Here is a 13,361-nt window from a genome sequence, read left to right as displayed (position 1 = left end):
CTGATTCTTAAGGTTTTTTCAAGAATAGTGTATCGCAAAAACTTGGCACGCTTCTTGCTTCTATATAAGTGGATACAGGAGGTGATTGAAAAAAGAACAGATCCTCAATATGAAAAGCGGATCGATGGATGTAGGAGGCTTGCACAATGGGAATGGATATACGTCTTGCCCGAATCGACGATCGGTTGATTCATGGTCAGGTCGCCACAGCTTGGTCGAAAATGACTGGTATCAATCGAATCATCGTGGTCAGTGATGAGGTCGCAAATGACCAATTACGGAAGTTTCTCTTGAAAGAAGCTGCTCCACCAGGAATCAAATCCAATGTGGTGACAGTAGCAAAAATGCTTGAGGTGGCGCATAACACATTATTTAATACGCAAAAAGTCATGTTATTATTTACCAACCCTCAAGATGTCGTGACTCTGGTCAAAGGAGGCATTGACATTCGTTCCGTCAATATCGGCGGCATGAGCTTTTCAATGGGAAAACGGATGATCACTAATTTCGTGTCAGTCAATGATCAAGATCTTGCTTCATTGCTTTACTTGCAAAACCAAGGCATTGAAGTGGAGATACGCAAAGTTCCAGCTGATCGTAAAATCTTTTTAAAGGATATTTTGGAAAAAGAAGGTAGTCACCCTTAATTTTTTCGATGTTGTTTTTTCTTTCGTATTCGTGTCACATTTTTCAATTTTGATATAGGAGGTAAAAAGATGGTAGGAATTATCCTAGCAAGTCATGGAGAATTTGCTAACGGCATTTTGCAATCTGGTTCAATGATCTTCGGCGAACAAGAAAATGTTAAAGCTGTTACATTGATGCCAAGTGAAGGTCCAGATGACATCAAGGCAAAAATGCAAGAAGCAATTGCTACATTTGACGATCAAGAAGAAGTATTATTCTTAGTTGATCTTTGGGGTGGTACTCCTTTCAACCAAGCGAACAGCTTGTTTGAAGATCACAAAGACAAATGGGCAATCGTTGCTGGTATGAATTTACCAATGGTGATCGAAGCCTATGCTTCACGTTTTTCAATGAATACAGCGCATGAAATCGCTGCGCATATCGTTGAAACAGCTAAAGAAGGGGTCAAGGTCAAACCAGAAGAGCTTGAACCAGAAGAAGCGGCAGCACCAAAAGCAGTGCAAGACGATCAACCTAAAGGATCACTTCCTCCGGGAACTGTTCTAGGCGATGGCAAAATCAAAATCGTACTTGCACGTGTCGATTCACGTTTGTTGCATGGTCAAGTCGCAACAGCTTGGACAAAATCAGTCAATCCATCTCGGATCATCGTTGTTTCTGACGCGGTGGCAAAAGATGACTTGCGTAAAAAACTGATCGAACAAGCAGCTCCTCCAGGAGTAAAAGCGAACGTCATTCCAGTGGATAAAATGATTGAAGTTTCTAAAGACCCTCGTTTCGGGAATACGAAAGCTTTACTTTTATTTGAAAACCCACAAGATGTGTTGCGTGCAGTTGAAGGCGGCGTTGATATCACTGAAGTGAACGTTGGTTCAATGGCTCACTCTGTTGGGAAAGTTGTTGTAAGTAAAGTATTGTCGATGGGTACGGACGATGTGAAGACATTTGAAGATCTAAAAGAACGCGGCATCAAATTCGATGTGCGTAAAGTACCAAATGACTCTCGAGACAACATGGACGAAATCTTACGCAAAGCCAAAAATGAATTGGCAAATAAATAGAAACGTATTCAACTAAATAGGAGGTCTATCATGACTATTATATCTATGGTATTAGTAGTACTCGTTGCCTTTTTAGCTGGTATGGAAGGAATCTTGGATGAATTCCAATTCCATCAACCGCTAATCGCGTGTACTTTGATCGGTTTAGTGACCGGTAATTTGGAAGCATGTATCATTTTGGGCGGATCATTACAAATGATCGCACTTGGATGGGCAAACATCGGTGCCGCTGTTGCACCTGATGCTGCATTGGCGTCTGTTGCATCTGCAATTATTTTAGTTTTAGGTGGACAAGGAACTGCTGGTGTTGATACAGCGATTGCCGTTGCAATCCCTCTAGCTGTTGCTGGTTTGTTCTTGACAATGATCGTTCGTACATTGGCTGTGCCAATCGTTCACTTTATGGATGCGGCTGCTGAAGAAGGCAACATTCGTAAAATTGAAATGTGGCACGTGATCGCTGTATGTATGCAAGGGGTTCGTATTGCGATTCCTGCAGCTGCATTGTTGGCAATCCCTGCTGCAACTGTTCAAAACTTCTTAGAATCAATGCCTGCATGGTTGACGGATGGTATGGCTATCGGTGGTGGTATGGTTGTTGCCGTTGGTTACGCAATGGTTATCAACATGATGGCAACTCGCGAAGTATGGCCATTCTTTATTATCGGTTTCGTTATCGCAGCTATCTCTGAATTGACATTGATCGCTATCGGTGCCTTGGCAGTAGCAATCGCATTGATCTACTTGAACCTAACTAAAATGGGCGGATCATCAAATGGAGGCGGCGGCAGCAACACTGGCGACCCTCTAGGCGATATCTTGAATGACTATTAGAATCGAAGGAGGAGAAAAAAATGGCAGAAAAAATTCAATTAAATAAAAAAGATCGTTTAGCCGTAGCATGGCGCTCTACCTTCATTCAAGGTTCATGGAACTATGAACGTATGCAAAATGGTGGTTGGGCATTCTCAATGATTCCAGCAATCAAAAAATTATACAAAACAAAAGAAGACCGTGCCGCTGCTTTAAAGCGTCACTTAGAATTCTTTAATACTCACCCATATATCGCATCACCAATCTTAGGGGTAACACTAGCGTTAGAAGAAGAACGTGCCAATGGCGCGCCTGTCGATGACGTAGCGATCCAAGGGGTAAAAGTTGGGATGATGGGTCCTTTAGCCGGTGTCGGTGACCCTGTGTTCTGGTTTACTGTCCGTCCGATGTTAGGTGCATTAGGTGCTTCTCTTGCTTTAGGCGGAAACATTTTAGGCCCAATCATCTTCTTCGTTGCTTGGAACATCATCCGTTGGGCATTTATGTGGTACACACAAGAATTCGGCTACCGTGCTGGTTCTAAAATCACAGATGACCTTTCAGGTGGTTTGCTACAAGATGTAACAAAAGGTGCTTCTATTTTAGGGATGTTCGTATTAGGGTCACTTGTTCAACGTTGGGTTTCGATTTCCTTTGCACCAGTTGTCTCAAGCGTACCGCTTGATGAAGGTGCCTATGTCGACTGGGCAAACTTGCCTTCCGGTTCAGCTGGTTTGCAACAAGCCTTCCAACAAGTAGCTGAAGGCCGTGCATTGACTGATACAAAAGTAACAACATTGCAAAACAACTTGGATCAATTGATTCCTGGTTTAGCTGCACTATTGCTTACTTTGTTATGTATGTGGTTATTGAAGAAAAAAGTTTCTCCAATCGTCATTATTATCGGTCTATTCTTAGTCGGTATCGGTGGACACTTGATCGGATTGTTATAATCTTTTCAATGATAGGTGCTTGGGGAAACCCAAGCATCTTTTTATTTATTCGCCAAATATGCCGCAAACACGTATAATAGGTAACAATAAGACGATATAGAATGGAGTAAGCGCAAATGGTACAATCCCTTAATACAAAAGTTGATTTGACGATCGATGCTACGTCTTTTTTAGGTATCAATGAATACGGCAAAATCATGATCGGCGATAATGCCTTTGAGTTTTACAATGATCGTGACAAACGCAAGTTTATTCAAATTCCTTGGGAAGACGTCGACTATGTGATCGCTTCGGTCTTGTTCAAAGGACGTTGGATCCCACGTTATGCGATTCGGACCAAAAAGAATGGGACGTATACCTTCTCATCGAAAGAACCAAAAAAAAGTTCTGCGGGCAATTCGAGAATACGTTGACCCAGATCATATGGTCCATTCTCTTGGCTTTTTCGATATCTTGAAACGGGCAATTACCCGTAGAAAATAACAAGAGAGCATATGTTTTTCCAATTGATTCTCAATGTGTTACCCTTTTTATAAGAAAGTTTAGGAGGGGTTATTATGCACTTTTTATGGACATTGATCGTGGGAGCGGTCATCGGGTCGATCGGCGGTGCTATCGCAGGAGAAAAACGCGGTTGCATTTTTGATATCGTCGCAGGACTTGTGGGCGCATCAATCGGACAAGGCTTATTCGGCACTTGGGGACCACAAGTGGCAGGAATGGCAATCGTGCCGGCAATCATTGGCGCAGTCATTTTCGTGGCTGTCGTATCGTTCTTTTTGGGACGGAAAAGATAATTATCAAAGAAGCAATCCATCGATTGGGTTGCTTTTTTTGTGCATTGAAGCTATCTAGAAGAGAATAACGAGAGAGTAAACTAGAGTCTTTTTAAAATACCATTCTTTTCATTCGTATTGTTTGATTTTTTAGAAAACTTTTCGCTTACTTTCCGCTTTTTCTGGAAGTTTGTTATAATACTATCGTATAGAAAAAGAAAGTAGGGAACGATACATGTTAAGAGTTGAAAAATTACGTGAAGCAATGAGAAAAGATTCGATTGATGGGTTCTTGATCACCAGCCCATACAATTTGCGTTACTTGACAAACTTTACTGGTACAACTGGTTTAGCAGTCATTACGTTAGACAAAGCCTTTTTTGTAACAGATTTTCGTTATACAGAACAAGCAGCTGCTCAAGCCCAAGGATTTGAGATCGTAAAAAATAGCGGGCCGATTTTTGAAGAAGTTGCAACCATCTGCCAGAATGAAGAAATCAATGTCTTAGCATTTGAAGAAAGTTTCGTCAGCTTTGCTGAATACTCCGTCTTAGAAGACTTGATCGAGGAATCATCACTAGCCCCTGTATCGGGGATGATCGAGGCATTGCGGGAAGTCAAAGATGAGGAAGAGATCGCATTGATCCAACAAGCCTGCCATATCGCCGATCAAGGATTTGAACATATTTTGAAAATGATCCGCCCAGGAATGACCGAAATCGAAGTGGCGAATCAGTTGGATTTCTTTATGCGTTCATTAGGTGCCACAAGCGTATCTTTTGAAACGATCGTGGCTAGTGGTCTGCGTTCAGCAATGCCCCATGGAGTTGCCAGTGAAAAAGTGATCGAACAAGGTGATCTGATCACGTTAGACTTTGGCTGTTATTATCAAGGCTATGTGTCTGATATGACTAGAACCTTTGCAGTAGGCGATCCTGGCGATAAATTGAAAGAAATCTATCAAATCGTACTAGAAGCACAAGAAAAAGTTTTGGCAGCAGCAAAACCTGGAATGACCGGAATTGAACTAGATGCGATCGCCCGGGATCACATTGCTTCCTTTGGCTACGGAGATGCCTTTGGCCATTCAACAGGTCATGGGATTGGTTTAGAGATCCACGAAGGACCAAATGTATCCTTCCGCGCTGATAAAGCATTTGTTGTCGGAAACGTTATTACAGATGAACCAGGAATCTATCTTCCAGGAATTGGCGGCGTTCGTATCGAAGATGATCTTTTGATCACCGAAACGGGCAATAAAGTGTTGACACATTCACCGAAAGAATTGATCATTCTCTGATTCATCGACCTTGTTTTTCAGAAAATTCATTGAGAATAGTGGGTTATTATAGATTCTCAGTGCAGAAAATGATAAACTTAGAGCGAGAAGAAACACTGTGCCATGGATGTTATTGATTGAATCAAGCGTTGGTTTGCTTCAAACGGAAAAAACGAGCGATTTTTTTACAAACAATACGGTACAGCTGTTTAGAATGGAGGCAAAAACGTATGAATGAAGATAAAAACCTTGTATTAAATGCAAGTCCTGAATTAGGCGAGATCGTCATCGCGCCAGAAGTGATCGAGATCATTATTGGAATCGCTGCTTCTAAAGTGGAAGGTGTCTATGGGATGCGAGGAACACTGGCAAACAGTGTCACTGAATTATTAGGTCGCGCAGCTCATGGCAAAGGGGTCTACTTAACGATCGATGAAACAGGGATCAAAGTGGATATCTACTGCTATATTACTTATGGGATGTCAGTGCCTAAAGTGGCAATGGAGATCCAAGAACGGGTCAAACAGCAAGTCTTATTTATGACAGATGTGCAACTGGCTGAAGTAAATGTTCATGTTGTGGCAGTCGTGCCAGAAAAAGTAGATTTACCAGACATCGAAGAATTATTTGGAAACGACGAGGAAGAAAATGAGTAAAGAATTATCACGGCATGAAATACGGAAAATGGCGTTACAAGCTTTATTTCCACTAGACTTTAACAAAGATTTAACGAAACAAGATGCCATCATGCATGCCATCGAGTTGGAACACCATGAATTGATTGATGAAGAACAAGAGCATTTTGTGCCTGTTTATTTAGATCAATTAGTGGCAGGTGTTTGTCATTACAAAGAAGCTTTGGATGAAGTCATTCAAAGTCATTTAAAAGCCGGTTGGAAAATCCAGCGTTTATCAAAAATGGACGTGACGATTTTACGAATTGCTTTGTATGAAATGATCTATGTGGATAATGTGCCGAATCGTGTGGCTTTGAATGAAGCGATCGAATTAGCGAAAACCTTTAGTGACGATCAGTCCAGAAAGTTTGTCAACGGTATTTTATCGACAGTCAATCAAGAGCTAGAAACAAAAAACAACCAAGTAAGTGAGTAATTTTCAGCCCTAACCATATCGATCAAAAGAGCACAGCCTTTTTTTCGATCGAGTCAGAAACCGAACGATTTATGAGCAACCGCCTTGTTTTGACGGTCTTGCTTGATCGTTCGGTTTTTTCGCACATACTTTGTCGGATTACCCTCGTATTTTCCGAAAAAAGGGAGCGTTAGACGGTGTTTTTCTTTTCAGAAAATGCTATGATAGAACACATGAAGAAGCAGATCGACAAACGATTGGTGCGTTTCTTTTTACAAACAAAGTCAGTATAATCAGGTTGGAGGAGTTGTCAGAATGGGTACATTGATCAATGGAAAAGAATTGGCTGAAAAAATGCAAGCAGCGTTTCTTTCAGAGACAGCATCACTAAAGGAGCAAGGTGTGACACCGGGATTAGTTGTTTTGCTTGTTGGAGAAGACAAAGCAAGTCAGACTTATGTGAAAAATAAAGAACTAGCTGCGGCGAAAATCGGCATCAATTCCCGTGTTGCCCGCTATCCTGAATCCATTACCGAGGCAGAATTATTAGCAGAAATCGAACAGTTCAATAACGATGACGCCTTTCATGGCATTTTGGTTCAACTTCCTTTGCCAAAACATATCAATGAAGAAAAAGTACTGTTAGCCATCAAACCAGAAAAAGATGTCGACGGCTTTCATCCAATCAATTTAGGAAAATTATTTGCCGGTGTACCTGACCGAATTCCTTGTACCCCTTATGGCATCATGAAAATGTTTGCTGCGTATGGGATCGAATTGGAAGGGAAAAATGCCTTAGTGATCGGTCGCAGCAACATTGTCGGAAAACCAATGGCGCACTTGCTCTTAGGGGCAAATGCCACTGTGACCATCGCTCATTCAAAAACCAAAAATCTGCCTGAGTTAGCGAAGCAAGCGGACATTTTAGTCGTGGCGATCGGCCGCGGTCATTTTGTCACAAAAGACTTCGTAAAAGAAGGGGCCGTGGTGATCGATGTAGGAATGAATCGGGATGCCAATGGCAAGTTGATCGGCGATGTCAAATTTGATGAAGTTGAACCGATCGCTAGCTATATCACTCCGGTACCTAGAGGTGTAGGACCAATGACGATCACGATGTTGATGGCCCAAACGATCGAGGCAGCAAAGGAGACAATGAAAAACTAAATGGCGCAAGAATATTTAACGGTGACCGCATTAACAAAATATATCAAGCGTAAGTTTGACGTCGATCCGTATCTAGAGCGAGTTTATTTGACGGGGGAGATCTCTAATTTTCGTCGTCGCCCCAATCACCAATACTTTAGTTTGAAAGATGATGGTGCAAAGATTTCGACCGTCATGTTCAAAGGCGCTTTTGACAAGTTGCGCTTTCAACCAGAAGAGGGCATGAAAGTCATGGCAGTTGGACGTATCACCTTGTATGAGTCGAGCGGAAATTACCAGATGGTGATCGATCACATGGAACCAGACGGTGTCGGTGCCCTTTATCAAGCCTATGAACAATTAAAGCAGAAATTGGCAGCGGAAGGATTATTTTCTGCACCGAAGCAGTCATTGCCGAAATACCCGAAACGCATCGCAGTCTTGACCAGTCCTAGTGGGGCGGTGATCAGAGATATCATCACGACGACCCAGCGGCGTTATCCCATTGCTCAGATCGTTTTGTACCCAACCGTGGTACAAGGCAACAAAGCTGCGGATGATGTGGTGAAAAATATCCAACGAGTCGAAGCCGATGGGACCTTTGATACCATGATCATCGGACGTGGGGGTGGATCGATCGAAGACCTCTGGCCTTTCAATGAAGAACGAGTGGCAAGAGCCATTTTTGATGCAAAAACCCCCATTATTTCTTCAGTGGGGCATGAAACCGATACGACGATTGCCGATTTAGTGGCGGATGTGCGGGCGGCAACTCCGACCGCTGCAGCCGAATTAGCGGTGCCGGTGCTGTCGGAGGAGATTTTGCGGATCGAAGAAAGACAAGCCCGATTAGAGCAAGCATTTATGCACCAGATCCAGTACAAACAAGAACGCTATCAGCGAGTGATTGGATCGTATGTTTTTCGGCAACCAGAGCGCTTGTATGAGGCACAGTCGATCAAACTCGATCAGTTGCAGCAGCGGATGCAGCAAGGCTTACAAACCTTGCTTTATGACAAGGATCGCCATGCACAGCAATTGATTTCACGGTTGGCACAACAACAACCAAAAGCGCGATTACAAGCCAGCAACCAAGAGGTCAGTTATCTTTCCCAACGCTTAACCAAAGCCATGAAAGATATCTATGCAGCAAAAGAAAATCAATTTGCAAATGCAGTCCAATCCCTTGATTTGCTAAGCCCACTAAAAATCATGGGTCGGGGCTACAGCTATACCACGAAAAATGAGCAGGTGATCAAGTCGATTGATGCGATCGAGCCAGAAGACCAGCTGACGATCCATTACCAAGATGGCCAAGCACTTGTCGAAGTTATTAGTACAGAAGGAGTTAATCATGGCAAATCCAACATTTGAAGAATCATTACAAGAATTAGAACAAATCGTAACCCGTTTGGAACAAGGCGATGTTCCATTGGAAGAAGCGTTAGATGCTTTTCAAAAAGGCATGGTTTTGAGCAAGCAATGCAAGGACACTTTGAGTAAAGCAGAAAAGTCCTTAACAAAAATGATGACTGAATCCAACGAAGAAGTGCCTTTTGAAGAGGAAAACCAATGAGTGCTTTAACCGAATTCACAAAAGCGCACGCCTCTTTGATTGAAGAAGTCATGGAACGCTTTGTCAAAGAACACACCTCTGATCAACGATTGTTTGAAAGCATGCAGTATTCGATCCAAGCCGGCGGCAAACGCATTCGTCCGCTTTTATTGGCTGCAACAGTCGCCGCTTTTCACAAACCTATCAATACCGCGGTGTACCAGTGTGCGGCAGCCTTAGAAATGGTGCATACCTATTCGCTGATCCATGACGATCTGCCTGCTATGGACAACGATGATCTGCGCCGAGGCAAACCCACCAACCATAAGGTTTTTGGTGAAGCTTTAGCGATTTTAGCTGGAGATGGTCTTTTGACAGCTGCGTTTCAATTAGTCGCTATGGCGGAGATCGAAGCCAATCAAAAAGTCTTATTGCTACAGCAGTTAAGCAAAGCGGCGGGTACGCAAGGGATGGTCGCCGGTCAAGCAGCCGATATTCAAGGGGAAAACCAAGCCCTTAGTCTGGAGGAACTGATGTCTGTTCACGAACGGAAAACCGGCGAATTGATTCGCTTTGCGGTGATTGCCGGAGGTGTCCTAGCCGACCAGACGGAAGAAATTCTGCAAGAATTGGATCGCTTTGCCCAGCATATTGGGTTAGCCTTTCAAATTCGCGATGATCTGTTGGATGCTACTAGCACGACCGAAGAGCTAGGAAAAGTTGTCCGTCGAGATGACGAATTGGCGAAAAGTACCTATCCTGCTTTGCTTGGCTTAGCAGGGGCGCAGCAAGCGTTGACAGAGGAATTATCCAAGGCTAAAGAAATTCTGGCGCAATTAAGTCAATACGGTCAATTTACGCCGGATGTTTTATTGGCATTTGTGGAACGATTTGAGATTCGAGGGAACGCATGAAGAAAGAACGAGTAGATGTTTTAGCTGTCCAGCAAGGCCTGTTTGAGACTCGCGAGCAAGCCAAACGAGGAGTGATGGCTGGATTGGTTTACAAAGAAAAAAATAATGAACGACTTGATAAACCGGGAGAAAAAATTGCTGCAGATACACTGTTGCAGATCAAAGGCAAGAAGCTGCCGTATGTTTCTCGTGGTGGTCTCAAGTTAGAAAAAGCGCTCAAAGTCTTTGATTTTGACGTAACCGATAAAATCATGTTAGACATCGGTGCTTCCACCGGCGGCTTTACCGATGCGGCGTTACAGAATGGTGCCAAAAAAAGCTATGCACTAGATGTCGGTTACAATCAGTTAGCCTGGAAGCTGCGGCAAGATGAGCGAGTGATCGTAATGGAACGGGTCAACTTTCGTTATGCAAAACCCACTGATTTCTTAGACGGTCTTCCTGAAGCCGCTACGATCGATGTTTCTTTTATTTCACTTAAACTGATTTTACCCCCGCTGTATGATATTTTGGTAGCGGGCGGCGAAGTGATGGCGCTGATCAAGCCCCAGTTTGAAGCAGGTAAAGAAGCGGTGGGGAAAAACGGGATCGTACGTGATCCCAAAACCCATGAACGAGTGTTGGAGGAAGTACTCACCTTTGCGCAAGAAACAAAATTTGATGTATTAAATCTAAGTTTTTCACCCATCACTGGCGGCGAAGGGAATATCGAGTTTATCGTACATTTAAAGAAAAGCCTGCAAGAAGGTACCGCAGCAGGGATCGATATCCCGAAAGTTGTTGCATCAGCACATAAGACCTTTCATCAACCAAAATAAAGAATGGAAGAGAGTGGACATTTTACTTGTCGGCTCTCTTTCTTTCTTGCGCAAAATAGGATAAAATTAGTAGGAATTCATTCAGGAGGAACAAGAGATGAGAAAAAAAGAACGGCATCGCTTGATTACACGATTGTTAAGTGAACAAGATATTCAGAAACAAGAAGATTTTGTGGAGTTGTTAAAAGATCGCGGCGTCTCAGTTACACAAGCAACTATATCAAGAGATATCAAGGAATTGAAGTTAGTGAAAGTTCCTTCCCAAAAAGGCGGCTATCGCTACAGTATCCCACAAGAGACAACGGAAGACGTGAGTGGTAAACTAGATAAAATCCTAAAAACGGCTTTTGTTTCTGTCGATCGAATGGACAAATTTGTGATCCTGCGCACACTGCCCGGCAATGCCTCGGCTTTGGCGAATTTAATCGATAAACGTTATGCCAAGGAATTATTTGGCACGTTAAACGATGATGACAACGTCTTGATGATCACTAGAACAGAAGCAGATACCGAGAATCTATTCAGGGATTTCCAACGTTACGTTTAGAAGAGGAGGCAAGGGATGCTTTTAGAATTGTCGATCCAAAATTTTGCGATTATTTCCAACTTACACTTATCTTTCCATGAGGGAATGACGGCACTGACAGGTGAGACAGGTGCCGGGAAATCAATTATTATCGATGCGATGGGTTTGCTAGCAGGCGGTAGAGGTTCCAGCGACTATTTGCGTCAAGGAGCAGAGAAATGTCGTTTAGAAGGGATCTTCGAATGGCCGAATCAGCAGGAGTTCAAAGAGTTGACCGCAGATTTAGGTATTGATGAAGAAGAAGTTTTGATCGTACAACGAGATATCTCTCAATCGGGGAAAAATATTTGTCGTGTCAATGGTCGAACCGTTACCTTGTCGGTTTTGCGTCATATCGGTTTATTCTTAGTCGATATCCAAGGACAAAATGAGCATCAAGAGCTGCTGCAACCGGAAAAACATTTGGCATTGATGGATGGATTTGGGGATGATAGCTTTAAAGCGGAACTTGCGGATTACCGTCAAGCCTATCAAAGCTATCGCTCCTTAGAAAAACATGTCCGAACCATTCAAGAAAATGAACAGCTCTATGTGCAGCGAATGGACATGCTGCGCTTTCAACAAGAAGAGATTGCCCAAGCCGAATTGATGGAAAATGAAGAAGAACTGCTGATCGACGAACGGGAAAAACTCACGAACTATCAAAAAATCGTGGATGCCTTGGGACAAAGCTATGGTGCTCTATCAGCTGAGGAAGTCAATAGTTTAGATGGGGTTAGTGTGGCATTGTCAGAGATCCAGTCGATCGCCCATCTTGATCCTGCGTATGAAAAAATCAGTGAAGCGATCCAAAGCGCCTATTACTTGTTGCAAGATGCAGCCACCGATATTTCGCGACAAGTCGACAACCTTGAATTAGATGAAGGCCGACTGGAAGAAGTCATTTCGCGGCTGGAAACGATTCGTCAATTGAAGCGCAAATATGGGGAGTCGATTCCTGTGATCCTAGCTTATTATGATGAGATCAGTAAAGAAATCAGCGAATCAGCCTATACGGAAGGTCAGTTGGAGCAATTAGAAGAAGAGCTTGCCCAAAAAGCTGAAGCTGTTTGGCAGTTGGCGGAAGCCTTGCACGTCAAACGACGTGAATTGGCCCATCGTTTAGAAAAAGAAATCGTTCAAGAGTTAAAAGAGCTGTATATGGAACACGCGCAGTTTGAAGTACGGTTCGCACCTGGCTCAAAACAATTGAGTAGCAGCGGCTTTGATACTGTGGAGTTTTATCTGACCACCAACCCCGGTGAAGGCATGAAGCCGTTAGTGCGGGTTGCTTCTGGGGGAGAACTTTCACGGATCTTACTGGCTCTCAAATCAATTTTCTCTCGGAAACAAGGAATCACCAGCATTGTCTTTGATGAAGTGGATACTGGGGTCAGTGGCCGAGTAGCTCAGGCGATCGCCGAAAAAATCGCCAAGATTGCAGCCAATTCGCAAGTTTTGTGTATCACTCACTTGCCGCAAGTAGCTGCTGTAGCGGACAATCAATATTTTATTGAAAAAGCAATTCAAGAAGGACGGACGGAAACCCATGTCCGTAAACTATCTAAAGAAGAACGAGTGGCAGAGATTGCCCGTATGCTCTCAGGTGCAGAAATCACCGATTTAACGATCGAACATGCACGAGAACTATTGGCACTGGCACACCGATAAAAATTGGGAAACATTCGTAAAAGAGTCAGGAGATGATGGACCCGTAAGTTTCGTCTGTCATCCTTTCCTG

General features: G+C 43.3%; 15 protein-coding genes and 1 pseudogene. All 16 read left to right on the top strand.

The genetic code is table 11. The annotated features are described in order from the left end of the window. Window positions 1-152 precede the first annotated feature (152 nt). The 16 genes and pseudogenes from FJU10_RS01220 (at window position 153) to recN (ending at window position 13,291) form a co-directional block, all read left to right on the top strand. The gene (locus FJU10_RS01220; RefSeq protein WP_026008065.1) at window positions 153-647 is read left to right on the top strand and encodes a PTS system mannose/fructose/N-acetylgalactosamine-transporter subunit IIB; all 495 of its coding nucleotides are present in this window, start codon (window positions 153-155) and stop codon (window positions 645-647) included. 69 nt (window positions 648-716) lie between these two features. After that, window positions 717-1,709: a mannose/fructose/sorbose PTS transporter subunit IIA gene (locus FJU10_RS01215; RefSeq protein ID WP_096741307.1), complete on the top strand. Its 993-nt coding sequence runs from the start codon at window positions 717-719 to the stop codon at window positions 1,707-1,709. A gap of 30 nt (window positions 1,710-1,739) precedes the next feature. Further along, window positions 1,740-2,543, top strand: coding sequence for a PTS mannose/fructose/sorbose transporter subunit IIC (locus FJU10_RS01210; RefSeq protein ID WP_081118064.1), 804 nt, complete (start codon window positions 1,740-1,742; stop codon window positions 2,541-2,543). Between the two features lie 20 nt (window positions 2,544-2,563). After that, the gene (locus FJU10_RS01205) at window positions 2,564-3,475 is read left to right on the top strand and encodes a PTS system mannose/fructose/sorbose family transporter subunit IID (RefSeq protein ID WP_005235347.1); all 912 of its coding nucleotides are present in this window, start codon (window positions 2,564-2,566) and stop codon (window positions 3,473-3,475) included. Window positions 3,476-3,591: 116 nt separating this feature from the next. Next, a pseudogene (locus tag FJU10_RS01200) lies at window positions 3,592-3,958 on the top strand (DUF956 family protein). Window positions 3,959-4,032: 74 nt separating this feature from the next. Further along, window positions 4,033-4,272 (top strand): GlsB/YeaQ/YmgE family stress response membrane protein, encoded by a 240-nt coding sequence (locus FJU10_RS01195; protein ID WP_005225767.1) that lies wholly within the window; start codon window positions 4,033-4,035, stop codon window positions 4,270-4,272. Between the two features lie 214 nt (window positions 4,273-4,486). Next, window positions 4,487-5,551, top strand: a complete 1,065-nt coding sequence (locus FJU10_RS01185) for a M24 family metallopeptidase (protein ID WP_086292167.1) — start codon at window positions 4,487-4,489, stop codon at window positions 5,549-5,551. Between the two features lie 209 nt (window positions 5,552-5,760). After that, on the top strand, window positions 5,761-6,186 hold the full coding sequence (locus tag FJU10_RS01180; RefSeq protein ID WP_005225770.1) for an Asp23/Gls24 family envelope stress response protein: 426 nt from the start codon (window positions 5,761-5,763) through the stop codon (window positions 6,184-6,186). Next, window positions 6,179-6,643 (top strand): transcription antitermination factor NusB, encoded by a 465-nt coding sequence (gene nusB / locus FJU10_RS01175; protein WP_005235350.1) that lies wholly within the window; start codon window positions 6,179-6,181, stop codon window positions 6,641-6,643. The genes FJU10_RS01180 and nusB overlap by 8 nt, the downstream gene beginning before the upstream one ends. A 294-nt stretch (window positions 6,644-6,937) precedes the next feature. Next, window positions 6,938-7,789, top strand: coding sequence for a bifunctional methylenetetrahydrofolate dehydrogenase/methenyltetrahydrofolate cyclohydrolase (locus FJU10_RS01170; RefSeq protein ID WP_077454331.1), 852 nt, complete (start codon window positions 6,938-6,940; stop codon window positions 7,787-7,789). Next, entirely contained in the window at window positions 7,790-9,142 is a 1,353-nt protein-coding gene (gene xseA / locus FJU10_RS01165; protein WP_140964929.1) for an exodeoxyribonuclease VII large subunit, read from the top strand. It abuts the gene before it with no gap. Further along, complete coding sequence (locus tag FJU10_RS01160) at window positions 9,123-9,344, top strand: exodeoxyribonuclease VII small subunit (protein WP_005235356.1); 222 nt, start codon at window positions 9,123-9,125, stop codon at window positions 9,342-9,344. The genes xseA and FJU10_RS01160 overlap by 20 nt, the downstream gene beginning before the upstream one ends. After that, a complete protein-coding gene (locus FJU10_RS01155; protein ID WP_140964928.1) occupies window positions 9,341-10,237 on the top strand; it encodes a polyprenyl synthetase family protein in 897 nt (298 codons plus the stop codon). The genes FJU10_RS01160 and FJU10_RS01155 overlap by 4 nt, the downstream gene beginning before the upstream one ends. After that, the gene (locus FJU10_RS01150) at window positions 10,234-11,055 is read left to right on the top strand and encodes a TlyA family RNA methyltransferase (protein ID WP_140964927.1); all 822 of its coding nucleotides are present in this window, start codon (window positions 10,234-10,236) and stop codon (window positions 11,053-11,055) included. Before FJU10_RS01155 ends, FJU10_RS01150 begins: the two co-directional genes overlap by 4 nt. Window positions 11,056-11,152: 97 nt before the next feature. After that, window positions 11,153-11,602 (top strand): arginine repressor, encoded by a 450-nt coding sequence (gene argR, locus FJU10_RS01145; RefSeq protein WP_005235362.1) that lies wholly within the window; start codon window positions 11,153-11,155, stop codon window positions 11,600-11,602. A gap of 15 nt (window positions 11,603-11,617) precedes the next feature. After that, entirely contained in the window at window positions 11,618-13,291 is a 1,674-nt protein-coding gene (recN, locus tag FJU10_RS01140; RefSeq protein WP_140964926.1) for a DNA repair protein RecN, read from the top strand. Window positions 13,292-13,361: the final 70 nt, after the last annotated feature.

The organism is Enterococcus sp. OL5, from assembly GCF_006491895.1.
Lineage (GTDB): Bacteria > Bacillota > Bacilli > Lactobacillales > Enterococcaceae > Enterococcus_D > Enterococcus_D innesii.
This window is presented reverse-complemented; position numbering and strand designations above follow the sequence as displayed.